Source organism: Mucilaginibacter pineti, from assembly GCF_900101875.1.
In the GTDB taxonomy this organism is placed as follows: Bacteria; Bacteroidota; Bacteroidia; order Sphingobacteriales; family Sphingobacteriaceae; genus Mucilaginibacter; species Mucilaginibacter pineti.
This window is the reverse complement of sequence record NZ_FNAI01000010.1, coordinates 228,396-253,310: the sequence shown is the minus strand read 5'-3', so window position 1 is coordinate 253,310 and position 24,915 is coordinate 228,396. Positions and strand designations below refer to the sequence as shown.

Annotated in this window: 32 protein-coding genes; 14 read left to right on the top strand and 18 right to left on the bottom strand. The window is 40.0% G+C overall.

Annotated elements, in window-relative coordinates; all coding sequences use genetic code 11:
* Nucleotides 1-177 precede the first annotated feature (177 nt).
* On the top strand, nt 178-399 hold the full coding sequence (locus tag BLS59_RS20910; RefSeq protein WP_091152228.1) for an RNA-binding protein: 222 nt from the start codon (nt 178-180) through the stop codon (nt 397-399).
* 78 nt (nt 400-477) lie between these two features.
* Here the strand turns inward: BLS59_RS20910 and BLS59_RS20905 are convergent, their stop codons facing one another.
* Nucleotides 478-1,053, bottom strand: coding sequence for a YceI family protein (locus tag BLS59_RS20905; RefSeq protein WP_091152226.1), 576 nt, complete (start codon nt 1,051-1,053; stop codon nt 478-480).
* 157 nt (nt 1,054-1,210) lie between these two features.
* A complete protein-coding gene (locus BLS59_RS20900; protein WP_091152224.1) occupies nt 1,211-2,068 on the bottom strand; it encodes an N-acetylmuramoyl-L-alanine amidase family protein in 858 nt (285 codons plus the stop codon).
* Nucleotides 2,069-2,270: 202 nt separating this feature from the next.
* On the opposite strand from BLS59_RS20900, the gene BLS59_RS20895 reads away from it, so the two are divergent.
* Nucleotides 2,271-3,098: an alpha/beta fold hydrolase gene (locus BLS59_RS20895; protein ID WP_091152222.1), complete on the top strand. Its 828-nt coding sequence runs from the start codon at nt 2,271-2,273 to the stop codon at nt 3,096-3,098.
* A 9-nt stretch (nt 3,099-3,107) separates the two neighbouring features.
* Here BLS59_RS20895 and BLS59_RS20890 read toward each other — a convergent pair whose 3' ends face one another.
* The 5 genes from BLS59_RS20890 to BLS59_RS31705 all read right to left on the bottom strand — a co-directional run bounded on the left by BLS59_RS20890 (nt 3,108) and on the right by BLS59_RS31705 (nt 5,440).
* The gene (locus BLS59_RS20890; RefSeq protein ID WP_091152220.1) at nt 3,108-3,872 is read right to left on the bottom strand and encodes a hypothetical protein; all 765 of its coding nucleotides are present in this window, start codon (nt 3,870-3,872) and stop codon (nt 3,108-3,110) included.
* Nucleotides 3,873-4,045: 173 nt separating this feature from the next.
* On the bottom strand, nt 4,046-4,282 hold the full coding sequence (locus tag BLS59_RS20885; RefSeq protein WP_143014200.1) for a hypothetical protein: 237 nt from the start codon (nt 4,280-4,282) through the stop codon (nt 4,046-4,048).
* A gap of 104 nt (nt 4,283-4,386) precedes the next feature.
* The gene (locus tag BLS59_RS20880; protein WP_091152216.1) at nt 4,387-4,623 is read right to left on the bottom strand and encodes a hypothetical protein; all 237 of its coding nucleotides are present in this window, start codon (nt 4,621-4,623) and stop codon (nt 4,387-4,389) included.
* 192 nt (nt 4,624-4,815) lie between these two features.
* Nucleotides 4,816-5,202, bottom strand: a complete 387-nt coding sequence (locus BLS59_RS20875; protein WP_091152215.1) for a DUF6169 family protein — start codon at nt 5,200-5,202, stop codon at nt 4,816-4,818.
* Between the two features lie 82 nt (nt 5,203-5,284).
* A complete protein-coding gene (locus tag BLS59_RS31705; RefSeq protein ID WP_162842714.1) occupies nt 5,285-5,440 on the bottom strand; it encodes a hypothetical protein in 156 nt (51 codons plus the stop codon).
* A gap of 190 nt (nt 5,441-5,630) precedes the next feature.
* Here BLS59_RS31705 and BLS59_RS20865 point away from each other — a divergent pair, with 190 nt between their 5' ends.
* The 3 genes from BLS59_RS20865 to BLS59_RS20855 all read left to right on the top strand — a co-directional run bounded on the left by BLS59_RS20865 (nt 5,631) and on the right by BLS59_RS20855 (nt 8,849).
* The gene (locus tag BLS59_RS20865; protein WP_091152211.1) at nt 5,631-5,963 is read left to right on the top strand and encodes a YnfA family protein; all 333 of its coding nucleotides are present in this window, start codon (nt 5,631-5,633) and stop codon (nt 5,961-5,963) included.
* Nucleotides 5,964-6,220: 257 nt separating this feature from the next.
* Nucleotides 6,221-6,451: a hypothetical protein gene (locus BLS59_RS20860; RefSeq protein ID WP_143014199.1), complete on the top strand. Its 231-nt coding sequence runs from the start codon at nt 6,221-6,223 to the stop codon at nt 6,449-6,451.
* A 163-nt stretch (nt 6,452-6,614) separates the two neighbouring features.
* Nucleotides 6,615-8,849: a tetratricopeptide repeat protein gene (locus BLS59_RS20855; protein WP_091152208.1), complete on the top strand. Its 2,235-nt coding sequence runs from the start codon at nt 6,615-6,617 to the stop codon at nt 8,847-8,849.
* 187 nt (nt 8,850-9,036) lie between these two features.
* Here the strand turns inward: BLS59_RS20855 and BLS59_RS20850 are convergent, their stop codons facing one another.
* Nucleotides 9,037-9,396: a helix-turn-helix domain-containing protein gene (locus BLS59_RS20850; RefSeq protein ID WP_091152205.1), complete on the bottom strand. Its 360-nt coding sequence runs from the start codon at nt 9,394-9,396 to the stop codon at nt 9,037-9,039.
* Nucleotides 9,397-9,575: 179 nt separating this feature from the next.
* Nucleotides 9,576-9,908, bottom strand: coding sequence for a hypothetical protein (locus tag BLS59_RS20845; protein ID WP_091152203.1), 333 nt, complete (start codon nt 9,906-9,908; stop codon nt 9,576-9,578).
* Between the two features lie 244 nt (nt 9,909-10,152).
* On the opposite strand from BLS59_RS20845, the gene BLS59_RS20840 reads away from it, so the two are divergent.
* A complete protein-coding gene (locus BLS59_RS20840) occupies nt 10,153-10,491 on the top strand; it encodes a hypothetical protein (protein ID WP_091152201.1) in 339 nt (112 codons plus the stop codon).
* Nucleotides 10,492-10,624: 133 nt separating this feature from the next.
* Here the strand turns inward: BLS59_RS20840 and BLS59_RS20835 are convergent, their stop codons facing one another.
* Together BLS59_RS20835 and BLS59_RS31700 are read right to left on the bottom strand one after the other, a co-directional pair.
* Nucleotides 10,625-11,038: a hypothetical protein gene (locus BLS59_RS20835; protein ID WP_091152199.1), complete on the bottom strand. Its 414-nt coding sequence runs from the start codon at nt 11,036-11,038 to the stop codon at nt 10,625-10,627.
* A gap of 108 nt (nt 11,039-11,146) precedes the next feature.
* Nucleotides 11,147-11,341 (bottom strand): hypothetical protein, encoded by a 195-nt coding sequence (locus BLS59_RS31700; RefSeq protein ID WP_091152197.1) that lies wholly within the window; start codon nt 11,339-11,341, stop codon nt 11,147-11,149.
* A 160-nt stretch (nt 11,342-11,501) separates the two neighbouring features.
* Here BLS59_RS31700 and BLS59_RS20825 point away from each other — a divergent pair, with 160 nt between their 5' ends.
* Nucleotides 11,502-12,203, top strand: a complete 702-nt coding sequence (locus BLS59_RS20825) for a S24 family peptidase (RefSeq protein ID WP_091152196.1) — start codon at nt 11,502-11,504, stop codon at nt 12,201-12,203.
* 46 nt (nt 12,204-12,249) lie between these two features.
* Here BLS59_RS20825 and BLS59_RS20820 read toward each other — a convergent pair whose 3' ends face one another.
* Nucleotides 12,250-12,561, bottom strand: coding sequence for a hypothetical protein (locus BLS59_RS20820; protein ID WP_091152195.1), 312 nt, complete (start codon nt 12,559-12,561; stop codon nt 12,250-12,252).
* Nucleotides 12,562-12,754: 193 nt separating this feature from the next.
* Between BLS59_RS20820 and BLS59_RS31695 the strand changes: the two genes are divergently transcribed.
* The 3 genes from BLS59_RS31695 (at nt 12,755) to BLS59_RS20810 (ending at nt 14,103) form a co-directional block, all read left to right on the top strand.
* Complete coding sequence (locus BLS59_RS31695) at nt 12,755-12,916, top strand: hypothetical protein (protein WP_162842713.1); 162 nt, start codon at nt 12,755-12,757, stop codon at nt 12,914-12,916.
* Nucleotides 12,917-13,009: 93 nt separating this feature from the next.
* Complete coding sequence (locus tag BLS59_RS20815) at nt 13,010-13,519, top strand: GNAT family N-acetyltransferase (RefSeq protein WP_091152193.1); 510 nt, start codon at nt 13,010-13,012, stop codon at nt 13,517-13,519.
* A 239-nt stretch (nt 13,520-13,758) separates the two neighbouring features.
* Nucleotides 13,759-14,103, top strand: coding sequence for a hypothetical protein (locus BLS59_RS20810; RefSeq protein WP_091152191.1), 345 nt, complete (start codon nt 13,759-13,761; stop codon nt 14,101-14,103).
* A 21-nt stretch (nt 14,104-14,124) separates the two neighbouring features.
* On the opposite strand, the gene BLS59_RS20805 is transcribed toward BLS59_RS20810, so the two are convergent.
* The 6 genes from BLS59_RS20805 to BLS59_RS20780 all read right to left on the bottom strand — a co-directional run bounded on the left by BLS59_RS20805 (nt 14,125) and on the right by BLS59_RS20780 (nt 21,945).
* Nucleotides 14,125-17,970 (bottom strand): T9SS type B sorting domain-containing protein, encoded by a 3,846-nt coding sequence (locus BLS59_RS20805; protein WP_091152189.1) that lies wholly within the window; start codon nt 17,968-17,970, stop codon nt 14,125-14,127.
* A 266-nt stretch (nt 17,971-18,236) separates the two neighbouring features.
* Nucleotides 18,237-18,539 carry an RNA recognition motif domain-containing protein gene (locus BLS59_RS20800; protein ID WP_091152274.1) on the bottom strand — a complete coding sequence of 101 codons (303 nt, stop codon included), beginning with the start codon at nt 18,537-18,539 and terminating at the stop codon, nt 18,237-18,239.
* Between the two features lie 158 nt (nt 18,540-18,697).
* Nucleotides 18,698-19,294, bottom strand: coding sequence for a hypothetical protein (locus tag BLS59_RS20795; protein WP_091152187.1), 597 nt, complete (start codon nt 19,292-19,294; stop codon nt 18,698-18,700).
* Between the two features lie 250 nt (nt 19,295-19,544).
* The gene (locus BLS59_RS20790) at nt 19,545-20,798 is read right to left on the bottom strand and encodes a BamA/TamA family outer membrane protein (RefSeq protein WP_091152184.1); all 1,254 of its coding nucleotides are present in this window, start codon (nt 20,796-20,798) and stop codon (nt 19,545-19,547) included.
* A gap of 90 nt (nt 20,799-20,888) precedes the next feature.
* Nucleotides 20,889-21,353 carry an RES family NAD+ phosphorylase gene (locus BLS59_RS20785; protein ID WP_162842712.1) on the bottom strand — a complete coding sequence of 155 codons (465 nt, stop codon included), beginning with the start codon at nt 21,351-21,353 and terminating at the stop codon, nt 20,889-20,891.
* Nucleotides 21,354-21,459: 106 nt separating this feature from the next.
* Complete coding sequence (locus BLS59_RS20780) at nt 21,460-21,945, bottom strand: antitoxin Xre/MbcA/ParS toxin-binding domain-containing protein (RefSeq protein WP_091152180.1); 486 nt, start codon at nt 21,943-21,945, stop codon at nt 21,460-21,462.
* A gap of 221 nt (nt 21,946-22,166) precedes the next feature.
* Between BLS59_RS20780 and BLS59_RS20775 the strand changes: the two genes are divergently transcribed.
* From BLS59_RS20775 to BLS59_RS31295, 4 genes are all read left to right on the top strand, one after another.
* A complete protein-coding gene (locus BLS59_RS20775) occupies nt 22,167-22,619 on the top strand; it encodes a terminase small subunit (RefSeq protein ID WP_091152178.1) in 453 nt (150 codons plus the stop codon).
* Between the two features lie 75 nt (nt 22,620-22,694).
* Nucleotides 22,695-23,954, top strand: coding sequence for a PBSX family phage terminase large subunit (locus tag BLS59_RS20770; RefSeq protein WP_091152176.1), 1,260 nt, complete (start codon nt 22,695-22,697; stop codon nt 23,952-23,954).
* Nucleotides 23,955-24,035: 81 nt separating this feature from the next.
* On the top strand, nt 24,036-24,743 hold the full coding sequence (locus tag BLS59_RS20765) for a hypothetical protein (protein ID WP_091152174.1): 708 nt from the start codon (nt 24,036-24,038) through the stop codon (nt 24,741-24,743).
* On the top strand, nt 24,686-24,883 hold the full coding sequence (locus tag BLS59_RS31295; protein WP_143014197.1) for a hypothetical protein: 198 nt from the start codon (nt 24,686-24,688) through the stop codon (nt 24,881-24,883). Before BLS59_RS20765 ends, BLS59_RS31295 begins: the two co-directional genes overlap by 58 nt.
* The last annotated feature ends 32 nt before the right edge of the window (nt 24,884-24,915 follow it).

Sequence of the window (24,915 nt, the reverse complement as noted above, 5' to 3'; positions counted from 1 at the left end):
ACGCAATGTGAATATACCATATAGTTGGTATTTTTTTAGTTGCCACTATGGTTGATATTTGGTGCAGCTTAGCCATCACTATAATTTACTTTTCCGGATAATTCAATTTACTCCTGCCGGAGGGAATTGTAGCACAAGCAGCGAGGGCTAACATTAAAATCTTTAACCGTTAATGTTATGAAAAAAATCGGACTACTTAGATTATTTGCCTGTTTACCCTTGATAGCTCTTGCTATCCCGGATGGTACAGAACTGCTCATGAACCCAGATTATCGCGTGCCTGCTTTACATATTGTAACCGGCGCGGCGCTGGTTGCTGTTATTGGTATTTGTACTTTTATAATAAAGCATTTAAAAAAGCAGACGCTTAAAGTACAATACCAGCACCATAAAAATTAGACAAAAAAATCCCTTTATAAACAAACGGCGTGCTTATTTACATAAGCGCGCCGTTAAGTTAATATGTGTTAGTTATAGTTATTTTGCTTTAGCAAATTCGCCGTTTGCTTTGATAGTAACTTCGTCGCTAAGCATAGCCGGACCAAATTTGCTGCCGAAATTAAAGTCGGTACGTTTGATAGTTCCTGTGATCTGGAAGCCCGCATCATCAGCTTTGCTCATTGGGTTGGTAATTGTACCGCGGTACCACAAATCAAAAGTTGCTGGTTTGCTAACACCAGCTAAAGTAAGGTTACCAACAAGTTTATAATGTTTATCAGATGTTTTTGTAATTCCGGTGCTCGTAAAAGAAAGTGTTGGATATTTTGCAACGTCGAAAAAGTCAGGGCCTGAAAGATGCTTATCACGCATATCGTTATCAGTGCTTACAGTTGCTGTTTGTACAGTAAAGGCAACCTTAGCATCGCTAAAATCTGGTTTAGTTGCGGTAATGGTACCATCATAGCCTTTAAAAGTACCATCAACATCATTTACCAATAAGTGGGTTACGGTGAATTTAACATTTGAGTGTGCTTTGTCAACAGTCCAGGTTGTTTGTGCCGATGCAGCAGTATATAAAAATGCCGATGCTAACAGGATAAAGATCTTTTTCATTGTGTTTTAAATTTTTTGTTTTTTGTTTATGGCTCAAAAGTATACAAACATTTCGACCTTGTATAAAATAAATGTTTGAACACCTACTTTATTGAAATTTGATGACAAATACTACTATTTTAGTGGAGATTAATGTAAATCAGGCAACCTGTTTAACCTATTTCCCTTCCAAATTATTGCGATATTCTTTTAACGACCGGAGGATAGATTGAGCAATTTCATTTTGGCCGTTATCTGAACTCAGATATGCTTCATCGGCAGGGTTGTTGATAAAACCTGTTTCTACCAGCACGGCCGGCATGCCGCTTTGGGCCAGTACCAGCACCCCTTGTTCTTTTACACCATGACTATGCCTGCCATCGGTCTTTTTAAATTCGCGGTTTACCAGATCGCCAAACTGGATGCTTTGCTTGCGGTACTTTTGCTGAAAGTTATTAAGCACTATAGTGTTTATTACCTCATCATTGCCATAGCCGTGGTATTTCTCCTTATAGTCCTTTTCCTGATATATAGCAGCATTCTCACGCAATGCCTCGCGTTGTTCCTGGCTGCGGTGGTAACCATAAACCAATAGTAACGTTCCTCGTTCTGAAGCTTGCTTTTGCGGTGTAGAATTACAATGGATAGATATGAACAGGTTACCGTTATTATCGTTGGCAATATCCGTACGCTTGTGCAGTTCTATAAAAACATCGGTACTGCGGGTCATTACAACTTTAATGCCTTCCATGCGGTCGTTTATAAGGTCGCGCAGTTTTTTGGCTATGGCGAGGGCAATTGTTTTTTCTTTGGCGTAAGCCCCATGAGCACCGGGATCTTTACCGCCATGCCCGGCATCAATAATAACTGTTTTAAATTTAAAATGGGGCAATGTGTTTCTTTCAGCACCATCCTGGGCAAAAGCCGCATCTGCCGAAAGCAAACTTATTAACAGGCAAAAAAACGTTGTTACTGGTATATTTTTTAGGCAGGTAGCAGGCATGAACAATATAGGTGTATAAGGTACAGTAAACATTTTTAAGTTATAATATATATAGCTATGATATTGTTTGATGTAGATAGTTTAAAAATTATTTAATTAAAGTTTGCAAAAGTAGTATTACTTAGTGAGTTATCTATAAGTTAACAACCATCCTTTTAAAAAAGTCATTTACACCGGCCAATTAACTGGCAATTTATATACTTTAGTACTTCGTGAAACCACAACCCACCAAGCTATGGTATTAAAAAAACTACTCTTCATATTAAGTGCTTCCTTAGGTTTTATACAAGCAGGCCACGGCCAGGAGAAAAGCATCCCCTACGGCAATAATGCTGCAACAGGTAAATACTATGATGTACGGGGTGTAAAACTATATACCGAAGTTTATGGTACTGGCAAACCCCTCCTGCTGATTCATGGCAATGGCGGTAGTTTGGATAATTTTGGCCAAACAATCCCTTACTTTTCAAAAAAATATAAAGTAATAGCTGTTGATAGCCGCGCGCACGGCAAATCTCGCGACGACAGGGATTCGCTGAGCTTTGAGATGATGGCCGATGACTTTGCCGGTTTGCTGGATGCCATGCACGTTGATTCGGCCTATGTAATTGGCTGGAGCGACGGAGGTATCAATGCCATTGAACTGGCTATGCGCCACCCCAATAAGGTAATAAAATTTGCCGCTACCGGCGCTAACCTATGGCCCGATTCAACCGGATTGATCCCGAGTTATTGGAAATATGAGCAAAAGGAATATAATGCCCGCAAAAACGCGGTATTAAAAACCACCAAGGAAAAAAATGACTGGAAGATATTTCTGTTGGATTGGTTTCAGCCCAATATTAAACTGCCCGAGTTAAAGGCCATTAAATGCCCGGCGCTCATCATCGGCGGCGATCATGATCTGATTCCTGTGCAGCACACGGTTACTATAGCGCAAAATATCCCCAGATCGTACCTGTGGATAGTACCAAATTCTGGCCACCCCACGCTTATTGAACACCGCGATGAGTTTAATAAAATCGTAGACGATTTTTTTGAGAAACCGTTTAACAAACGCTAACTGGTAAAACTATAGCTTAAAGTTAAGGTTTACACCGCCCGAAAATGTTTTAACTGACGAGCCAAAGCTCGAGCCATCGGCAGATGAACCAGCGAAAAATACATTGTACTTAGTTTCTACACTGATACCAAAGCTACTGCTTACCGGAAAGGTAACTCCCAGTTTTGGCGCGGTATATAATTGAGTTTGGCTGGTGCTGCTGGTGGTTTCAACATCATCAACAATATAGCTAAAGGCCGATTGGGTATGGTATGTACCTAAGTTGGCTCCCAGGTAAACCCTAAAATCATCGGCAAGGTTTATATTGTAAACACCGCTTAAATAAGCCGAGTAAACTTTAAAATTTTTATAGGCAACAGAAATATCAATAACGTCTGTAGTTCCGTCAGTAGCATCGCCCGTATCGTAAGATATTTGGTCTTTGGGTTTATAGGAATGATAACCAAGGGTTAAGCCCACGGTAAAATCTTCAAAATAGTTTAACAGGCTCACGTTGTAATTTACCGCCGGTTTAAAAAACTGCCCAAAATCTCCAAGGGGTGCATCATACGCTGCGCCAAAACTAAGGGCTAAACCCGAGTCGAAGTTGGAAGCCCCATTGCCACCACCACCGTATGTAAGATTCCCGTGCGACCGCCATTGCGCCATTGCCGTACCCAACAAGCAGGTAAACATAAGCGTTAGCATAACTTTTAAATAAGCACTGGACGATTTATGGTACGGCGTACCGTTTGCATTTAGCAGATTGCCGGGGGTTTGATTGTTAAGGTTCATTACAGTAAAAATATGAAAAAACCTCAATTTTTAACTTCCTAAATATTATAATATAATAGCCCGCCCAATTAAAAATTATTACCGCATAAAAAAGCCCGGCTCAGATAGCCGGGCAATAGGGGCATTAAACAGATATAGGTTTATAATTGTTTATACGTTTAAATGCCTGCAGCCTACCCCTGTATTGATGGCGAGCCGCTTTTTGGTGTATCTTTTATTTCCTGCATACTTTCGGCATACCAAATACCGGCTGTACAAATTGCAATGCTTAATAGTAAAAATGCTTCTATATAAATGTGACTATAAGGTATATATACTGACGATTGTACCAGCAACGATGAAATATCGGGCAGTAACAAGCCTGCTAACGGAAAATAGGCAAATATTCTGAAAATTGCTAACTCTTCCATACCTAACAATTTGATGATGCAATATACAACTTTCAGGAATACAAACCAATACATTTTACCTGATAAGAAAATTAAATTTTCATTAAAAGAAATCAAATTATAAGTTAAGCTGTAAAGGCTCCTGATTGCAGTCCAATATAATTATCAATGCCCTGACCTATTTGCTGCAGCGGAATTTCCTGATCGCCAAAACGATGTTCAACCACTTCCCACCTGTCGGTATCAATTTTGGCTATGGTATAAAATGAAGAATAATTAAAAACGCTATAGGTAGCTTTTGCAGTAAGCAACTTAATTATCTTGTACGTTTTTTGGTTAACCTGGAGTTCGAAAGATTTCATAGGCTGTTTACACAAAGCTATTGCGCTATACACACATATGCAAACTTTAAGAGTGAGTGTTTTAACCCTAAATTAAGGGTGTTTTAACGTATTGCAAATTCAACAAATTGTTATACTAATACTAAAAGGGCATAAGCCTAACCAGTTCATTAAATTTATATTAATTCGAAAAAATATGACTCCTTTGGTAGATTAACTGTTATATATCTCTTGTAAGAATTTGTTAAATGAGTTTAAAATTAAATTCTTTAATGGATTACTACTAACAATCATTAAGGAACTAAATAAGGGAGTCCCTTCATAGGGAATAATTTTGTCATGCTTCTCAATATCATTGTTTAAATCTTTAGACCATTGGTTAAAGACTATTTTCCTGTGCCTTGAATAACCATCATCTCCAAAGCAAAAATAAATAATTGCTTTATGGTCGTTCTTTTCAAAAAAGTCATTAATTACAGACATAATGGTATCTCGTACACCTTCATCGTACTTAGATGAAAATGGAATGCAAGAATGCCCCCCATCTCTGCTAAACCCTAAATTGTAAATTATATGATTATTGCCCTCGTCATCAGGCATCGGACTTTCTGAGAAGTATATTAAAAAATTATTGCCTTGATCTGAAGTGAAACTATATGACCCATCTTCGTTAGTTTTAAAACTATAAAGGAGAGACAATTTTAATCCCTTTTAGCGTAGATAAGCTTTCGCCATTTTTAATGGCCTGAATAATTCTCTTTTTATCCTCAATCATTTGAATGATAGGATTAGAAAATCTTTTCGATTCAGAACCAGTAGTTTTAATTACATGTTCCATTTGTGTATTTTTAAAGTTTCTATACAAATGTAATAACTTTATTTTAATTACCATAATTAGTATAGAAACCATAACAAGTATTGTATTGTTTTCTAACTACTTAATTACCTGCATTAAAATCTTCATGTCCGGAATATATTATAACAGAAAATTTAGCTTTAAAGTATATATCATTGCCTAATTTGTAACCATGAACATCCTCCGCTCCATAGCCATCTTTATACTTGCCGGTTTATTTGAAATTGGCGGCGGTTATTTGGTATGGCTTTGGTTAAAGGAAGATAAGCCTTTATGGTACGGCATTGCAGGCGGCATAGTTTTAGCGCTGTATGGCGTGGTTGCCACCTGGCAATCGGCCGGTTTTGGGAGGGTATATGCAGCTTATGGCGGTTTCTTCATTATAATGGCCCTCATATGGGCCTGGAAAGTTGATGGTTTTAAACCCGATAAGTACGATATAATTGGCGCTGCCGTTGCAGTAATGGGTGCCTGTATTATTATTTTTATGCCTCGCGGTAAATAAGCGCTCCTATTTTCACTTTATTTTGATGGTTTCAGCGCTATACAACCTATAGTTGTTAATTATATTATCTTTTGGCTATTACGTTAAACCATTCATTATAAGATACATACATAAACCATCACCCTTACAATTGAAAAACTTAAAAAAAGTTAAAACAAAACCGTTTTTAACTTGTGTTTAAGAAAAGTTTAAAATTTTATTTAATTCGTAATAAAATAATGAGTACCTTAGCACAATCATACTAAATGTTAATAATTATGGAAAAATTAATAATATTGAGAATGTTTTTTTGTTTTCCCCTATTTGGCTTACTTCTGCCCGATGCCGGTGTGATGTTGTCAAAAAATCCAGATCAAATTCCTTTAGCACACGTTGCAATTGAAATTGCTTTAATTTTTTGCATCCTACTTTGTACCGCTGCCATCAGTTATGGTAAAAGACGCGTTCAAAACGAGGTAAACAAAACCAACGAAGCATCTTTCTCTTAAATTAAAAAACGGTTTTATATTGGGGTTTTAATACCCCAAATTTCATCATCTGCGGGGTTTTAAAACGCATTTAACAAAAATTGCAGCATATTTATTTTCGGTATGGCCTTTGCTCTGTAGGTATTGGTTTTTTACTGATATTTGATTAACTGCTATTTCTTAAATGAAAAAAATCCTATTACTTCTCTTATTGCCTGTATGCTCCTTTGCCCAAACGGCAAGTACCTACATTCAAAATGGTAATTCAAAAGCCAACGCTAAAGATTATAAAGGTGCCGTACAGGATTTTACCCGTGCTATTCAGCTTAATGATAAAAGCAGCGATGCTTACTTCTATCGTGCAAATGCCAACGGTAACCTGAAAGAATACAAAGCTGCCATTGATGATTATACCCGGGTTTTACTAATCCGCCCCGATTTTACTACAGCTTATTACTATCGCGCAAATAACGAAGCAAGCATTCAGGATTTCCAGGGAGCTATTGATGATTTTAATAAAGCAATTTCGCTGGGACCAAAAACAGCGCAGATGTACCAGTATCGCGGTAACGCAAAATCAAACCTTGGCGACCAAACCGGTGCCATTGCCGATTTCACCCTTGCTTTACAGTTGGCTCCCAACAGTGCCGAAATTTATGAATACCGTGGTTTAGCCAAAAACAACAATGGCAACTTCGGGGGCGCCATTGACGATTATAATACCGCCTTAAAGTTAGATCCCCAAAAAGCCGAGATATACCAATACCGTGCGGGCACCAAAGCCAGCATGAATAATTACCAGGGTGCCATTGACGATTATACAACTGCCATAACCATTAACCCTAAAAACGCCGAAGCCTATTTTTATCGCGCCAATACCAAGGGTAACCTTACCGATTATAAAGGTGCTGTAGAAGATTATAAAAAAGCTGCAGCAATTAATCCTCAAATAAAAAACCTGTTCCTGTACTTGGCCAACGCCGAAAACAATATGGGCGATAGCAAAGGCGCGCTTGATTATTTTGATAAATCGATAGCGCAGCATCCTAATTTGCCAGAGCTTTACCTTTATCGCGGTTTGGTAAAAAACAATATGAAGGATAATGAAGGTGCCCGGGATGATTTTGATCATGCCATAGCCCTTGATCCTAAAAACTCCGAAGCTTACCAAAGCCGCTCGTTTATAAAACTATCTTTAAAAGATGCGCAGGGTGCCAAGCTGGATGCGGATACGGCTATAGCGCTTAATCCTAAAAGCCTCAGTGCCTACATCAGCCGCAGTAAGGCCAAGTTGGCCATGAAAGATACCGCGGGTGTTATTGCAGATATCACCCTGGCTATTGGGTTAAACAATAAAAGTGAAGAGGCCTACCTTACCCGCGGCGATGCCTACCGCGATTTGGGCGATATGCAATCAGCCATTGCGGATTATACCCGGGCTATCCAGATTAACCCTAATTATACTTATGCTTATTTAAACCGCGCTATTGAGAAAAATAAAATGAACGATATGGCCGGCGCAGTAAAGGATTACGAAAAACTGATTGCTCTTGCCCCTCAAAAAGAAGAGGCATATACCCGTTTGGGCAAAGTAAAGGATTATTATAAATATACCGGCAATGGGGTACCGCTGTTTACATCTGCGATTGCCTTAAACCCGGCAAACTCAAATTTTTATCTTTTCAGGGGCGAAGCTAAGGCCCAGGCCGGAGATAACAAAGGCGCGATGGATGATTATAATACCGGCATCGCAAAAAATCCAAAAAATACGGGCATATTACTTAAACGAGGTCTAATACGCGCCGGCAACGAAGATTATGCAGGTGCGCTTGCCGATTTTGATCTGTCAATAAAGGCCGATTCTACATCTGATTCATCGGCCCTGGCCTATCAAAACCGTGGTCATATAAAAGGGATTCTGAAAGATTATAAAGGTGCAATGAGCGATCTGGACAAGGCGGTTTCGATATACTCAACCGACGAAACATTTTTATTCAGAGGCGATGTAAAGTTAGAGCTGAAAGATTACCCCGGCGCGATAGATGAGTACCACAATGCCATATACCTCAACCCTACTTATGCCAGGGCATTATCGCACAGCAGCATTGCCAAAAGCTATTTGAATGATGCCAAAGGCGCTACCGACGATTTTACCGCCGCTCTAAAGGCCGACCCTAAAAATGCCGACATATACGTTGACCGCGCGGGTGTAAAATTAAACCTGAAAGATCCCGGCGGTGCAGTTGCCGATTGTACACAAGCCATTAGTATGGACGCTAAAAACTCCAGAGCCTACCTGCAGCGCGGTCTTGCCAAAATAGCCCTCGGCGATAAATCCGGTGCCTGTACCGATATGAGCACCTCCGCCCAAATGGGATCGAAACAAGCACAGGCCTCTATAAATAAGTACTGTAAGTAGGATTTTGGGGAGAGTAAGGACTTTGGAGATAAAAGACCTTTGGACAAAAGATAAAGGATAAAAACTTTAGAGTAATATAAAATGCCGAGCTCCTGACAGGAACCCGGCATTTGTGTTTAATTATTGTTAATTGATTTTTATTCCTAAGTCCTTTATCTTTTGTCCAAAAGTCCTTTATCTCTCCCAATTATACTGCTTTTTTCTCTTCTGGGAGATGCCCGCGGAGTTCTTTGAGTTCAATTTCGTAAGCGCGCATACGGGCATGAAGAATATCAACCTCGGTACGCATCATTTGAATTTCGGTAATAAGTTTTGCCGATTCGGGTTTGTTGATCTTTTTTTCGCCAGTACCCAAGATAAGCCACTCGGGCGAATATTTAAGCTGAAAACAAAGCTTACGGATAAGGTAATAACTAATATCCTGCTTTTTATTGATAACCTTACTAATAAAGCCTTGGTCTACCCCAATAGCTCCCGCAAGCCCAAGCTGGCCGCCATGCTCCTGCACTATTACTTTTAACCGCTTTATTATTGCTTCGTCAGACATATACGACTGCAATAATAAACAATTTGTTGTTTCAGCAAATAATTATTTGATTTTGGTATTGGTTTATTTGTTCACTGGTTCATTCGTCCATTGGTTTATTATTTCATGAGTTTTAAAACCAACCTTTTCAAGATATCTGATGTCATATAAATGAACTAATAAACAAGTGAACCAATGAACTAGTATGCTACTGCCGGTTCGCGCCTTGCCTCTGCCCTTTTTACCAGTTCGTTTAAATGCTTGTTGTAAAGCTGCATATCTATACGACCGGCGTTATAATCTTCTGTCGATTTTCTTAACTGGGTTTCTATTTTACTACTGTTTATGCTGGTGGCAAGCGCGCGGTTTATCTTATCGATCTTTTGGTTCATGCTTTGTATCATGAGCAGAGGCTGCACATCATTTGTCTGCTTAAGCACCTTTTTTACCTTTCGGCGCTGCTGAATATCAAACTGCAAAATCAGCAATACTATTAATGATCCTATTATTAAAAGCGAATAAAAATTGTCCATAACCTACGCAGATATTTAAAGTATAGGTTATTACGACATGAGCCGAAGATAGGTTACACTATTTTTTCAGACAACTATACATATTATGTTATGGCAAACTTCCTAAAAGGCGGCATGGCCATAAAACACCTCACCACAATGTAATTTACCGGCCACACTTTTTAAACTACGGTTTAAAAAGCTGAACTTTGCTGTGTTAAAAGCAGCGTTAAAACAAAACGCCATATTTATACGCTTATAAGTTATGAAACCAGGAGATAAGGTAATTTGCATAAACGATAAAATAGATCCCGAAAAAAGCGAGGAGATCCGCCGCGATTTCGAGATCTGGATAACAAGGGATAAGGAATATACCATTCGTGAAATTCTGGACAATAATGGTATAGTTACCGGTGTTTTATTGGACGAGGTACATAACTTCCCTAAATTTTTTAAGCTGATAAACCGTTTCCAGGAACCCGCCTTTGCCCAATGGCGTTTTCGCAAGCTCAATTACGCCAGTCAACCTGCCGAAGCCATTAGCGAAGTAGAAGAATTAGTAGAACAAGCCCAGGAAGAAAAACAACAGGTAAAAGTTAAATAGCCTGTAACCGCATTCAAAATATTTTAGTGTACTACCACTGCCAGACTTACAAAGTTTTTGAAACTTCGTAAGTTTCCAAACTACCATATAATTTATGTTTAAAATTCCATTTAGCATACATCCGTACACAAAATTATTCATAACTCCCTGCTGCTTCCGTTTCAACAAGTTGGGTAAGTATAGCCTTTAACATAGCTTCGCGTGCCCATTGTTGTTCAATTATTGCAGCATCGTCCTGGTACCACTTTAGTGGGGCGTTAATTTCAATGCGAGCTTTGTAAACAAAGTTTTTAGTGGGGTGCATTTTATTCCCCTCGTAACTGTTCAAGTTTTCGGTCTTTATAAGCCGGGCAAATTCGGTAGCTTTTATATCAAGCTGCAGGCACTCATCAAGCGAGTTTTTAAAATCCTGCTTATCCTCCAGCCATAGGGTAAGGATTTCGTCGTTAAGCTCATGATCGGCAATAGCTATGCGACTGTAATCATAATCTACAGCTATAATGAGCCGCCATAGTTGGTTTTTTAGTTTTTGAGTGATCTTTATCATGTTTTGTTTATTTGTTAATTGGTCATTGGTCATTGGTCATTGGTCATTGGTCATTGGTCATTGGTCATTGGTCATTGGTCATTGGTACCGCTGTAAACTACCGTCTACCTACCTGAAAGCAGGCATCCAGCCGGGCAGATATTGCTGTATGGCGGCAATTTCTTTATTGAGCTTTTGGCAGGCAGCCTGATAACCGTGGTAACGCAGCATAGGTTCATGCATTAGCTCATCTGGTTGGGTTGGGTTGTTGCAATTTTCCTCGGCTGCTGAAAATTGCTGAATGGCGGAGTAGGCTACGTGCATGATTTTGCTTTTAAAGATTCTGTAATTATAGTTTCTGTAAATTCTGTGTTATTATATTTGTTTCTATTAAAATTTGTAGTATTTTAGTAAAAACCAACAGGACAAATATAAAGAAATATCTTTATTAAAATCAAGAATAATCTTTAAATAATTTATTATCATGGATGATTCATTAAAGCCCAACAAAATCAAAACAATTCGCCCTGAAACACTGGAGTTTATCATACTTTATAGTCAATTAAAAGGAAAAGCTTTTTCTGGCAACGCGCAGTTAGCCGAAGCATTGGGCTTTAACTCGCCAAGTTCCATAACCGAAATAGTAAAGAGCAGGCAAAATATCGATCCAGAAAAACTCAGAATTTTTAAAGAAAAATACAAAGACTTCATTGAAGGAAAGAAAACGCCTACTTATCAAGAAAATACTGTAGTAAATAAAGCCACAGAGGGCATACCTATGTATGAAATTATTGCCACAGCGTCGGGCGTTGAAGTATATAATGACATTAATGATTCGCAACCGGTTGGCCGTATGAACTTTCCGGGTATTGAGGATTGCGATTTTGCATTGCCCGTATGGGGCCATTCCATGTACCCATACCTGGAAAATGGTTGCTGGGTAGCCCTAAAAGTAATCCATGATAAAAAGATACTGCCGGGCGAGGTTTATTACATTGAATGGGGCGACTACCGCATGTACAAGCGCCTGCTGGCTGGCGATACGCCCGAAGAAGTGATTGCCCACTCAGATAACACTACCGAAATGGTTGGCAACCGCTTAAAATATGCTCCTTTTGCCATTCAGATTGCTGATATTAAAAAGCTATGCCTGGTTAAAGATATCCATAAAAAGCACAATCATTAAGTTGACACATTTTTAACGGCGTGTTTTTAATTAACACCTCTCCTGCTTATGGATGCGCAGGCGGGCTTTCCTTTTGCTCAATACGGAAGATCATACAATCTATATCCGTTTTTACACTGTCGATGATCTCTTCAACCTCGGTCTTTGAAAGGTCGTCCCGGAAATCATCGCGTTTGGTGGTGCTTATATATTGCAGATAAGGTGTAATCATCAGATCATGTTTACGGTTCAGGCGGTCGCCATCATACGCTATCATCTTAAACAACGGATCGAGATAAGCATGATAGGTACGTTTATTCAACTCTTCTATATCTGTAGATACCCGTTTCAGCTGCTTCAAAAATTCCTCAAGGATCATGATCTGTGTATATTTAACTCCGCCATATTATGCCGGTAGTAAATATATACACAAAGAAATAGATACATGCAATGCCCCGGTAATTTATCAGCTTAAATACCGTTAACCATTTATAGAGCCTACCTAATTAAACGCTCCTAAAAGTTATAAAACAATTATAGGCATTACTGTATTATGTTATCAAACAATACCAATGTCAAACAAATTTATACATGCAGCCATCTACCAGCTAAGCGTAGGCAATGTATTGCAAAATATTTTGTTTTATGGAATGCTTGTTTTTATGACCTGGGTAATAAGCTATCAATTGAACCGTAAAAAGACATCCGCCCGCAAAAAGTCTATTGCCACATAAAACAGATAGCTGTCAATTGCAATAAATTATAGTATACATCAATTTTATAGTGTGCCTTAATTATAAATTAGCGTTTTTACTACCTGTATTATTATGCTTGTGCGCCCTGCTATACTAACCGATATTCCACAAATTATGCAATTGATTGCCGAAGTTGTGCCCGCTATGATAGCTTCAGGTAATCTACAATGGGATGAACACTACCCCAACGCCAGAGTTTTCACCAATGATATAGCCCTAAATCAACTTTGGGTGGCTGAAATAGATGAACAAATTGCAGGTATTACCGCCATAACCACAGATCAATCGCCCGAGTATGCCGAAGTAGGCTGGGATATCAACGAGGAAGCTATTGTTACCCACCGCCTTGCAGTAAGTGCCCACTTTAGAGGAATGGGTATTGCCGCCGCCCTATTACAGCAAGCCGAGCAAGTGGCTGCAAACCGGGGAATAAGTATTTTACGGATAGATACCAATACTAAAAATCAGGCAACCCAAAAACTATTTCCCAAGCTTGGCTATGAATATGCAGGAGAAATTGGTCTGAAATTTAGACCAGGCTTAAGATTTTACTGTTACGAAAAAAGAATTACCGCCAAATGATCTTAATCGATTTAGATGAACCCCGTCATTTAAACAGGCTGACGATCACAGTTATTTGTTATTAAAAAGCAATAAGCGCCAATACTTATCAACATTTGGTCATTTTACTAACAATCGTCAACAATGCATTAAAAATTAGCACACAATACTCATATATTTATTACAACCAATTGCCCCGGCTATCACCCCAAATGCTGTGGTAAACTAAATTATAATATACACAGATATAGAGAAAGCGCATGGATACTTTAATGATACTTGTTATCGTGGCTATAATAGCTGCCATAATTTTGGTTGAGTTCAACAAACAACAACAAAGCAAGCAAAGCAGTAATAATATATACACCAATGATAAACAGCAACTTTATATGTTTACCGTTGCCGAGTATAAAATTAGCGAGCTGGAAAACCACCTGCAAACAGGCGACTTAAATACCGCACATTCAAATGCAACGCATGAGTTGGAAGAACTTACCACTGCCTACAACAGCGGACATATACAACTGGACGAGCTTAATACAAGGCTCGATAACTTATTAAATGTGCTCGATATTAATTCTGGTGCAATGGCACAAGCTTGTTAAACAGCAATATTAATCCTACAATTATCTGATTATAGTTACTGAGCCGGTTAATTTCGAAAAACCGTTTTTGGGATCTATCACGTAGTAATATGTTCCGTAAGGTAATATTTTATTATTGTATGTACCATTCCAGGGCCTTGAGTATCCTACAGATTTAAACACCTCGGCACCATTCCTGTTGTATACATTTACAGTGCAGCCAGGGTAGCCTTCCAGTTCTGGAATAGTCCAGGTATCATTATAGCCATCGCCATTAGGGGTAAACGTATTGGATATTTCTATACTATGTACCACAGTTACCGTTACCAATGCAGATACCGGGCAACCTGCCGTTGTAATTACCTGTAGGGTATAAGTTGTTGTAACCAAAGGATTAGCCACCGGATATTTCACATCGGCACTATTTAAACCAACCGTCGGCGACCAGCTATAACTTGCAATATCGCCAGTAATAACCGGCCTGAGTGTTACGCTGGATTGCGCGTTTACTACCACATTACCGCTAAAGGCCACTGTTGGCAAAGGCGCAACCGCAAATATCAATGGATCACTGGTTGCCGGTATGGCACACTCTGAAGTAGTTGTGATAGTACAGGTTAACCTATCACCCTCCCTTAACCCGTCGCCTGCAAAATCGGGACTATTGCTGCCTGTATTTTCGCCATTAACCTGCCATTGGTAATTACTACCGGCATAAACCGGCGTAGCGGTAAAAGCCACTGCGATACCCGGGCAAGCCGGATATACTGATGTTGGCGTAATTACAACATCCGGCCCAACCAAAGGGGTCCTTTTCACTATTATTGGGTCCGATTCGATAGGTGTGCCCGTACAATCTGTAGTATTGATGAGCGTACAGGTAACAACATCATTATTAACCAACGCGCTGGTTTCATATATGGCATTTTTCTCATTACCTACGGGGCTACCATTTACTTTCCATAAGTAAACCGGTTTAACTCCCCCGTTTACAGGATTAATAGCCGTAAAATCAACCGTAGCACCCTGGCAACTGGGGTTTACGTTAAGCGTAATTGCAACCGATGTTATTTTATTTGCCGTTATAGTTCCTTTCACGGGTACATTAACATTAATTGCCCCAGGAGATGAAAGCGTTATATTATCTTGATGGCTGCCCATACTACCGGCTATCATTTGTACATAAATCTTAACTCCGTTAACCTTTCCGCTGGTTTGTGGTAAAGTTATTGTACTGCCATACCCACCAACAGCAGTTGCTGATACTTCGAAACCAGCCGGTGCCGTTACCGTTATTCCCGCCGAAAGATCGGTTCCGCTTACTGTAAATTGCTGATGGGTTGTACCCTCTTTGCCTTCGCAGGCGATTACATCGCCGCTTACATCAGTTGCGGTAATACTTGCTGCTTCTAAAATTTTAATACTTGTAGTAAATATGCTGCTGCCGCCCAAATTATAGGCCGTAATTGTGTAATCTGCAGCAGATGAAATCTCGGTGGGTGTTCCGCTGATAATTCCTGTTTTAGTGTCGAAAGTTAGCCCGGCAGGAAGTGGTTTGTTGATGGTGTAGCCTGTCAGATCTATTTTCCGCACCCAGTTATTATTAAGTTCTCCCACAAAAAGATGTCCATTATTATCCATTGCCAAACCAGCCGGATAATTAATACTCGCATTTGTACCTATACCATTATTATTACCTGCATTGTTACCCACTAAGGTGGTTACATTACCTCCTGGTGTAATTTTTCTTATCCTATGACTACCTATATCGCCAACGTATAAATTACCCAGTGCATCAAAGGTTAATGAATTTGGGGTGGTAAAACCGGCTCCAATCCCCATTCCATCGACATTATTTGCTGCTCCTCCGGCAAATGTTGAAACAATACCAGTAAGCTTATCAATTTTCCTTATTAGCGAGTTGCTTGCATCTGCAATGTATAAATTGCCGCCAGCGTCAACAGCCAAGCCAGTAGGTCTACCAAAAGAAGCCAATTCTCGAGGACCATTTCCTACACCAATACTGCCGTTACCTGCATAAATTGTTACCATACCTGCCGGTGTAACTTTAAATATATTAATATTATAAGCATGCGAAAAATACAAATTACCATCAGCATCAAATGCTAAGAAACCGGGTTGCCGAATATTATAATTTACGCTTATTACGTTTCCCGATGGTGATATTTTACGAAGAAGTCCGTTTATAGGATCACTTACATAAACATTGTTATTGGCATCAGTAGTTATAAATAAAGGTAACTGAAATGTAGCCGATACACCTGGCCCATCGGCCGTTCCAGGATCGCCGGTGCCCGCAAAAATGCTTACATTTCCGTCAGGAGTAATTTTCCTGATTTGATTATTCCCTTGATCAGCCACATAAACATTTCCAGCAGCATCTGTAGCAACATTATACACACCGTGAAAACTTGCATTTGTTCCAGGTCCGTTATTATTACCAAGCTCGCCTGTGCCGGCAAACGAGCTTACCAACCCATAGGTATTTGCAGGCACAATACCGCCGTTGTTCGTTGGTTTTAACGGCGGTATAGCCGAATTTAAATGATAAACATTGGGTGTGGAATAAGCAATTACGGGCGGCGAGCCAGCCGGCGGTAAAACGCCAGCTGTTATCTTGATAGTTATTTTAAAACTGCTGCTCCCGATAAGGTTATAAGCCGTAATAATAAAATCCTGTGCCGGCGAAGCAACAGTAGGCGTACCGCTGATAATACCTGTAGCCGTATCAAAGCTAAGGCCGGCGGGTAAAGGCTTATCAATGCCATAACCCGTAATAACCACTTTATAAATATTATTAACGCCAACATCTGACATAAATAAAAAACCGTCGTTATTAACAACTACACCCGAGGCGTAAGCCTCGCCTGTATTCACCCCCTTGCCTTCGGCATTAATTGCGTTTATATTATGCTGTACGGTGCTTACTATGCCACTGGGCGTTATCTTTCTTATCCGATTGCCGCCGTTGGCTTCAGATGCGTAAATATTTCCCGCAACATCAATTGCAAGCTTGTAAGGATAATTTAAAGTAGCATTGGCAACGGGTCCATCCTCTTCGCCCTGCTGCCCGCCAATTCCAGCAAATGTGGTAACCTTGCCCGCAGGGGTAATTTTCCTGATAACGTGATTGAAAAGATCAGCAACGTAAACATTGCCCAACGCATCGATAACCAAACCGCTTGGTCCTTTGAACTTGGCCGCCGTGCCAATATCATCCACATAGCCTGAAGATCCGCCTGCAAATGTGGTAACCACACCGCCGGGTGTTATTTTACGAATAGCATTGTTATCGATATCGGCCACGAAAACATTCCCATCGGCATCAACGGTTACATCCAAAGGTTGATGAAAATAAGCTGCCAAACCTACCCCGTCATCGCTCCCTATACTACCATTACCCGCAAGTGTGGTTACGATATTTGATGGTGTAATTTTCTTTATTTGATTGTCGCCTTCGGCAGCTACATAAATATTCCCGACTGCATCCACAGTAAGCCCGCTTGGCGAGGATAAATTTACAGAATTACCGGCCGCATCAACATAACCAAAACCAGTAATTGTTTTAACTGTACCAGTCGGCGTAATTTTACGAATAAGGTTATTGTTCCTATCGGCCACATAAATATTGCCTGCAGCATCAATTGTAAGGCCCCTGGGATTGTTGAAGCTTGCCGATGCACCAGAGCCATCTGCATTACCAGAGTTACTGTTGCCCGCAAAAATAGTGGTTTGGCCATAGTGATTAGCAGGCACTGCGCCACCGGTGTTTAAAGCAACTAAGGGAGTTATTGTTGTACCCACCGAGTAAACCGGGGGATTTGCGTAGGTAATGTTTGGTGCCTGGGCAAATACATTTATTGCCATTGCACACAGCCATATTAGTGCAACAAGTATTTTAGCAGGAGCGCGCAATTGGTTTATTTAATTTACAAAAGGTTTGTAACAGGTTTGTTTATTTTTCATGGCCGAAAAATAAGTTAAACATATAGCACTAAAGTATGATAATTATGCCGGATATTTAAAGAAATGTCATTTGCCTATTAGCATAACTACACCAAATTGTTGTAAGACAAAAAAGCCGGGCAATGCCGGCTTATACTTTTAAAAAAGAATAATTCTTTATTTGTTGTTTAGTTACGTCTGAAGCCGCCTTTACCGCCGCCGCTGTTACCGCCGCCGTTAAAGCCCGGGCCTTTGTCTTCGGCCACGTTAACCGTGATCCTGCGGCCATAATAATTAGCTCCGTTCATGCACCTTATTGCCTCTTTAGCTTCATTATCATTAACCATTTCCACAAATCCAAAACCCTTACTCTCTTTTGTTTCGCGATCTTTAATAATCCTGAGCGATTTAACCGGCCCAAAATCACCAAAAACTGCTGTTAATTCGGCCTCATCTACTTCTAAAGGAAGCCCTGCAATAAATACTTTCATCAATGTCTTTAAAATTTGCATAAAGGTACAAAAAAATGCCCATATTACCACAGGTGCGGTGGCATTAAGCAGGTTACCAGCAGTTTTTTTACCTTGAAATTACGCAGAACATACAGGCATAACACTCCCTTAATCAGCTTTTATTTTATAGGATGGCGTTATTTAAGTTGAAGGTCGAAACTGCCTTCAACACGATAAAACGGAGAGTTTGCTTTATCGTCCTTAGCCAAAAAAGTAAAGAATGTACCTTTGGCAATAAGGTTTTGGCTGTTATATTTTTCGATGCTTATTTTACCTGATTCTTCCTCGCCAGTAAATTGTGTTAAGGTATATTGCAGCATAGGCTTCTTTTCATTAGTCCGGAAAAGAAACTGGCTCCCGGCTATTTTTGTGTTGATATTTGCAGCCGCAAAACCTATTGAACTAACACCAAAACTCATGGTGTGGTCTTTATTTATAGCAGTGATGCCGAAATATTTACTATCGCCATTATGTACATTAATAAAAGCAACAGAATCTTTGGCGGCGTCAAATGTATAAGTTGAATCTTCGATGGTTATTTTGAGGATACCCTTGCCGGCTAAAAAATTACCAGGAGTGTTTATGATACTCAGGTTTGATGTGCTATCAGCAGCGGCGGTGGTTTTTACAGCATCTAAATCCTTTACCGTCTCATCTTTCTGGCATGACGTTAACGCCACCGAAATGATTAAAGTAAAGAAAATGAACCATTTAGTAAACCGAGTGCTGCTCATAGGTAAATTGATGGATAAAGCTAATAATAATAATTTAGAATTGTTATCAATACAGTAAAATTTAAGTAATCTTTAACACTTTTTAACTTACGTATATTAAACGCAATACAGATGTCTTTGTTCATGTTTATTTCAAATAAAAATACAATTAAAATTATTGTATTTCAGATAGTTACCAACCTATTGACAAAAACGGGAGATATTGGATATAATGAGATAGAAAAGGTGTAAATATTACACGGGAACAGCGTTAAAATACCTCGCCAACATTGATGAACAACCCTCTTGAGCCCTCCCGGCCAAAGCCATAATCAAGGGCGATATTAGTTTTTGATACCTTATTGAGTTTAATGCGTAACCCCGGCCCAAAACCAGGCTGTATGGTTTGTAAAGGAGTACCCGGTGCTGCCGAAAAACTTTGCGCATTAGCAAATACCACACCACCCAGCAATCCGTTACGGCTTATCTTAAAACGGTATTCACTTTCCAGGTAAACCATCTGCGCCCCGCGAAACCGGCCTTGAATGTATCCCCTACCCGTGGTGGCATTAGGATCATGCCCTGTTGATGGCAGATCGAGGTAAGCAGGCCGCCCATGAATAACCACCCAATTGTACGACCAAAAAGCTATCACGTTATCGGAACTGGCCGGGAACTTATAGTATTTACGAATATCAACAATTAAGGAGCTCCATGCCGATGTACTGCCAAGGAAGGTATAATTATCCCGGTATTGTACCTGCGTGTAAAAACCGCGCGAGGAGTTGATAGAGTTATCCCGGCTATCAAACAAGGCGTTAAACGTAAGCCCTGTAGAAACCGACTTGCTTATCGGGCCATATCTTTCATAATCGGATACGCCGCCATTAAGCTGACCTTTTTCCGACATATTCCAGCGGTTATCATATATATAGCCCAGGCCCATGTAAAAATTACCACCTATATGCCGCAGCACCGTTTCATAAAACCGAAAAAAGCTATACACCAATGGGTTTTCATTTGCCAGGTCGGAATTGGTTCCTAAACCGTAGCTGCTTTGCGGGTATTTATAAAACCTGAAGTCGCCAATAAAATCGTACTTGTTATTCTTGGTCCATATGTTTGATTGCAAGGATACGATGATCTGCTTCTTTTGGGTATAAGCGGGGTTTGTGGTAATGGTTGAAATACGTGCGTTAGGCCCGGTACGGAAAGCCACATTCCCCGATAAGGTACCAGCAAGATCTGTTTGCAGGGTATACCCTACTGCCGGTACAATGGTAAAAACCGGTTTGGTAGAAATAGAATCAACCTTATCTGAATTGTGATTTTTATTGAATACCGATTTTATAACATCAAACAGATCTTTTTCATACGTGGTATCGGCATGAACCACTATCGATGTATCTTTATATTTAGGCCTGCCTAAAGGGATATACCTTTTATCCTGCGCATAAAGGGTTACGGTGCTTAATAGCAAAGCCGCAAATGAAAAAATCGAAACAAATATTTTTTTACCGTACATTAATAACAATCATATTGATAACGCGGTCAAAATTGCGATTAATAAATAGTTATTCAAATTTAAGATAAGGTTATATCTTTAACTTAATACTCAAGATGTTTTTAACCGGGGATCAAAAGTAAATTTTGTTATACTGCTTATCTTTATTTTTTCATAATCGGGATGGGTCGGATTAAGCAGGTAATTAAACTCCATATCAATAATAGCCGATGGAACTTTTAGCACGGCTGTTTCCATTTTACGCAACCAGGTATCGCCCAAAAGTTGTGTTAGCGGATAATTGATCACTTTATGCCAATTTGTATCGAGTTTGATTAGGCGGGCGATAGTAATTTCGGTAACAGGCACTTTATCTGGAATATGAAGTGTAGTAACAGAAAAATCGCCGGTATATAATGATGTGCCGGCAGCATGCACTAATTTTTCGAGGCAGGATAATGCAAGTGAGCCGCCGGTATAAATTACATACTGCCCAAGCGAGTTCCATCGCCCGTCTATCCCAGATCCTTTTCGGTCATGGGCATATTTGGTTTGACTTATCCGGTAGGTATTCAATTGGTGAATTTGTGATTTAGTGAATTAGCGATTGATGAAGAGCAAAGCACTTAAATAGTGAGTGGTAAATTAGTGATTGGTAATAGATTTTTCAATCACTCACTAATTAAGCCAGTACGCCGTAATCAATACGGATAAGCTGGGTTAATATTATACTGATGCCGGTATGGGTATCCAGCAAATCGAAGGGAACAGCATCAATACCGGGATTATAGTGTTTAAGCCAGCTTTTAAATTCATCGAGGGAACCAAAAGTATCAAGGCCTTTATCAAAAAGTTCAAAAAGTTGTATAATATGCTCGCTAAGCCCTTGATTTAGCTCGCGTGAACCTTGTATATGTTTGCGTAAGGTGGGCTCGGTAATATCAAGCCATTTGGCAATATCAATTTGCGTAGCACCGGTAACCTGCAAAAGATCGGCAATAGCGCCTGATCGTAAACCTTGCTTTATAGCACCAAGCCTTGCAAGCGGCGATTTAAAATACGTTTCATAAGGCACCAACAGATCATTAACCATTGATGTAGTTTCATGTACTACGTACGGGCGGGATGCTGCTGCACCCGATACCGGGTTTTTAATTGCTTTACTCATACACAAATGTAAATATTTTCTATTTAAATAGAAAATATTTTTTATTTATTAATTCATGGGTATCCAAACTTTCCTAAATAATTTTCAAGTTTAATCCTATGCACCACCTTCTCTATCCAGACTAATAAACCAAAGAAAAAATTACCAATAAAATTAGTATATGTAAAATAAATTCCTTACTTTTGATTCTACTTTATGCCAATCGGCATTTTAAACATAACATGAATACTTCATTAAAGTTCAAAACCTCCAGAGAATTGGTGCAACTTATCGACGCTTATTTTTTGTATATCAAAGGAGAATACAAGTTAAAGCCCACTAAAGACAACACCGAAACCCCAACCGGCAAAATTTGGATACGGGAACCGGAACCACCTACATTTTGTAACCTGGCACTTTACCTGGGTTTTAACAGTATGGAGGATTTTAAAAGCTATGAAAAAAGAGCTACCTATTCAAAACCGCTTCAATATGCCCGGTTGCGTATAGAAGCCGCATACGAACAATTGTTATTTGAAAAACCAACGGGGGCCATATTCGCGCTAAAAAGCATGGGCTGGACCGATAAACCAGAGATCAATCACCCTGTAGCTGAAACTAATAAAACCCTTAGAGTAGAAATTACAACCAGTGGCCCCAACCCCGCCGGCAACGAAAAGGAAGTAGCAGTATAATGATTCGGCGATTTGAAAATTACACATTACCAATCGCTCAAAGTTCAATGACTTAATGACCAATATAATGACCTGATGACCAACCTAAGCAATGACCCCAAATTCGAAGTATCCGTTCTTTTTGAGCAAAACTACCATACGGTTGAACACATTGTTATAAACCAAGGCGGCACAAGCTCTGGTAAAACCTATGCCATTGAGCAGGTTTTGTTTTGCCTTGCCTGTCAAACGCCTAAACAAGTAATAACCATAGTTGGGCAGGATATACCAAATCTTAAAGCCGGCGCCCTGCGAGACGCGCTTAATATTTATAACAATTCCGAAAGCTTAAAAAACATGATAAAGGGCTATAATAAAACCGACCGCATATTTGAGTTTTACAATGGCACCATCATAGAATTTAAAAGCTATGCCGATGCCCAGGACGCAAAATCGGGGAAGCGGGATTACCTTTTCATAAACGAAGCCAACGGCATAACATATGACATTTATACAGAACTTGCCCTACGTACCCGCAAACGCATTTTTATTGATTACAACCCCAATAACAGCTTTTGGGTTCACGAACAATTGATTGGCAGACCGGGAGTGCAGCTTATTATATCAGATCACCGGCATAACCCATTCCTGGATCAGCAGATGCGGGATAAAATAGAATCATTAAAGGCCGTTGATATAGAATTGTGGAAGGTTTATGCCCGGGGCCTTACCGGTAAAATCACCGGACTCATTTTCAACAACTGGTACATTTGTAATGAGATCCCGGCCGACGCCACCCTAATCGCTGCCGGCCTTGATTTTGGCTTTACTAACGACCAAACCGGCTGTTTACAGGTATACAAGCGAAACGGCGAGCTTTGGGTGAATGAACTTTTTTATGAAACCGGCCTTACCAATACCGATATATCCGGCAGGCTTAAAGCTACAGATATGAACCGTAAAACAGAGATAATTGCCGATAGCGCCGAACCAAAATCAATAGAAGAATTAAAACGCATGGGCTGGTGGATAAGTGGAGCAAAAAAGGGTAACGATAGTATTAAAAACTCTATTGATATCCTTAAACGCTACAAAATAAACGTTACCCGTGCCAGCGTAAACCTGCGCAATGAACTGGGCCGCTACAAATGGCGGGTAGATAACTCGGGCAAAACAATTAACGAACCTGTTGACAGATGGAACCACCTGATAGATCCGCTGCGGTATGTTGCTTTAAATAAATTGAAGATCAATAACGATACAAAATTACGGTCGCGGTTACCATTTGTAACGCAGCGTACAGTTACCAGCAACGGTGTGTTCGACGAACTGACCGGGCCTTATGGATTGACATAAGCATAAAATCAATTTAAACGTATCCCTGTAAAAATTTAAGATAAAGCTCCCCCTTCAGGGGGCCGGGGGGCTCTTGTTGTAATGATAGAAAAAACACTAAAAACCACCGATGGCAAACTGCGGGTAAAAATACCTACGCAACTTAGCGATGTTACACTGGGCCAAATGATGGCCATGCAGGCCAAGCCCCAGCTTAATGATATTGAAGCAATCAGCATACTTTCGGGTATTGCTGCTGATGACTTGTATTCGGTAAAAAACATTGATGATTTTCGGGATTTTGGCGATGCGGTGTTATCCTTATCCTACCAGATAAAATACCTGTACAACAGCGAAGCCATCCCCAAACAGGTTACTTTTCATTTGCCCGGTTCCGTTCAACCAACAACCGTAAAAGTGTTGCAAAAGTTAGCTGTTGAACCCGCGGGTGCATTCATGGCGGCCAGGGATATTATTGCCGAAGAAATAAACACCCACATTAAACAATACGGTGAAAGCGACTGGAAGGAAAACTTTAATCCGTCATTAAACGCGTGCTGCCAAGTTTTGGCACATTACTTTTTTTGCAGGGCAACCGGCGAAAAGTATAACGAGTATAAAGTAGAGGAATTTTGTAATCAGGTAAAAAACATGCGGGTAACGGAGGCACTGCCCATAGCCAAACATTTTTTTACCTGTTATCCCAACTTATCGAAACCGAAAACAAGCTATTGGCATCGGCTGCTTCGGGTTTGGAAAAAAGGGCAGGTATCCAGTCGTTTGAAAAGTTTAAATATATCAACACCATAAACTCCCTTGCCGGCGGCGACATCACTAAATGGGATGCCGTTATGAACATGCCCTACGAACGTATCCTCACCAAACTACTCCTCAATAAAACTGAAGCCGAATACCAAAAAAAGTATATGGAGATAAGCCGGGAGGGGTAAAATCAGGTTCGGGGAGTGGGTTGCGAGGTGCG

Bases quoted from the DNA above. Each gene is read 5' to 3' on its own strand.
- BLS59_RS20900 (WP_091152224.1), bottom strand. From the start codon at position 2,068: ATGTTTACTGTACCTTATACACCTATATTGTTCATGCCTGCTACCTGC.
- BLS59_RS20890 (WP_091152220.1), bottom strand. From the start codon at position 3,872: ATGAACCTTAACAATCAAACCCCCGGCAATCTGCTAAATGCAAACGGT.
- BLS59_RS20825 (WP_091152196.1), top strand. From the start codon at position 11,502: ATGGATGATTCATTAAAGCCCAACAAAATCAAAACAATTCGCCCTGAA.
- BLS59_RS20820 (WP_091152195.1), bottom strand. From the start codon at position 12,561: ATGATCCTTGAGGAATTTTTGAAGCAGCTGAAACGGGTATCTACAGAT.
- BLS59_RS20790 (WP_091152184.1), bottom strand. From the start codon at position 20,798: ATGTACGGTAAAAAAATATTTGTTTCGATTTTTTCATTTGCGGCTTTG.
- BLS59_RS20860 (WP_143014199.1), top strand. From the start codon at position 6,221: ATGGAAAAATTAATAATATTGAGAATGTTTTTTTGTTTTCCCCTATTT.
- BLS59_RS20800 (WP_091152274.1), bottom strand. From the start codon at position 18,539: ATGAAAGTATTTATTGCAGGGCTTCCTTTAGAAGTAGATGAGGCCGAA.
- BLS59_RS20815 (WP_091152193.1), top strand. From the start codon at position 13,010: ATGCTTGTGCGCCCTGCTATACTAACCGATATTCCACAAATTATGCAA.
- BLS59_RS20810 (WP_091152191.1), top strand. From the start codon at position 13,759: ATGGATACTTTAATGATACTTGTTATCGTGGCTATAATAGCTGCCATA.
- BLS59_RS20875 (WP_091152215.1), bottom strand. From the start codon at position 5,202: ATGCCTGATGACGAGGGCAATAATCATATAATTTACAATTTAGGGTTT.
- BLS59_RS20850 (WP_091152205.1), bottom strand. From the start codon at position 9,396: ATGTCTGACGAAGCAATAATAAAGCGGTTAAAAGTAATAGTGCAGGAG.
- BLS59_RS20770 (WP_091152176.1), top strand. From the start codon at position 22,695: ATGACCAACCTAAGCAATGACCCCAAATTCGAAGTATCCGTTCTTTTT.
- BLS59_RS20780 (WP_091152180.1), bottom strand. From the start codon at position 21,945: ATGAGTAAAGCAATTAAAAACCCGGTATCGGGTGCAGCAGCATCCCGC.
- BLS59_RS20795 (WP_091152187.1), bottom strand. From the start codon at position 19,294: ATGAGCAGCACTCGGTTTACTAAATGGTTCATTTTCTTTACTTTAATC.
- BLS59_RS31695 (WP_162842713.1), top strand. From the start codon at position 12,755: ATGTCAAACAAATTTATACATGCAGCCATCTACCAGCTAAGCGTAGGC.
- BLS59_RS31705 (WP_162842714.1), bottom strand. From the start codon at position 5,440: ATGGAACATGTAATTAAAACTACTGGTTCTGAATCGAAAAGATTTTCT.
- BLS59_RS20805 (WP_091152189.1), bottom strand. From the start codon at position 17,970: ATGGCAATAAATGTATTTGCCCAGGCACCAAACATTACCTACGCAAAT.
- BLS59_RS20910 (WP_091152228.1), top strand. From the start codon at position 178: ATGAAAAAAATCGGACTACTTAGATTATTTGCCTGTTTACCCTTGATA.
- BLS59_RS20845 (WP_091152203.1), bottom strand. From the start codon at position 9,908: ATGGACAATTTTTATTCGCTTTTAATAATAGGATCATTAATAGTATTG.
- BLS59_RS20885 (WP_143014200.1), bottom strand. From the start codon at position 4,282: ATGGAAGAGTTAGCAATTTTCAGAATATTTGCCTATTTTCCGTTAGCA.
- BLS59_RS20765 (WP_091152174.1), top strand. From the start codon at position 24,036: ATGATAGAAAAAACACTAAAAACCACCGATGGCAAACTGCGGGTAAAA.
- BLS59_RS20895 (WP_091152222.1), top strand. From the start codon at position 2,271: ATGGTATTAAAAAAACTACTCTTCATATTAAGTGCTTCCTTAGGTTTT.
- BLS59_RS20880 (WP_091152216.1), bottom strand. From the start codon at position 4,623: ATGAAATCTTTCGAACTCCAGGTTAACCAAAAAACGTACAAGATAATT.
- BLS59_RS20835 (WP_091152199.1), bottom strand. From the start codon at position 11,038: ATGATAAAGATCACTCAAAAACTAAAAAACCAACTATGGCGGCTCATT.
- BLS59_RS20775 (WP_091152178.1), top strand. From the start codon at position 22,167: ATGAATACTTCATTAAAGTTCAAAACCTCCAGAGAATTGGTGCAACTT.
- BLS59_RS20865 (WP_091152211.1), top strand. From the start codon at position 5,631: ATGAACATCCTCCGCTCCATAGCCATCTTTATACTTGCCGGTTTATTT.
- BLS59_RS31700 (WP_091152197.1), bottom strand. From the start codon at position 11,341: ATGCACGTAGCCTACTCCGCCATTCAGCAATTTTCAGCAGCCGAGGAA.
- BLS59_RS20905 (WP_091152226.1), bottom strand. From the start codon at position 1,053: ATGAAAAAGATCTTTATCCTGTTAGCATCGGCATTTTTATATACTGCT.
- BLS59_RS20855 (WP_091152208.1), top strand. From the start codon at position 6,615: ATGAAAAAAATCCTATTACTTCTCTTATTGCCTGTATGCTCCTTTGCC.
- BLS59_RS20840 (WP_091152201.1), top strand. From the start codon at position 10,153: ATGAAACCAGGAGATAAGGTAATTTGCATAAACGATAAAATAGATCCC.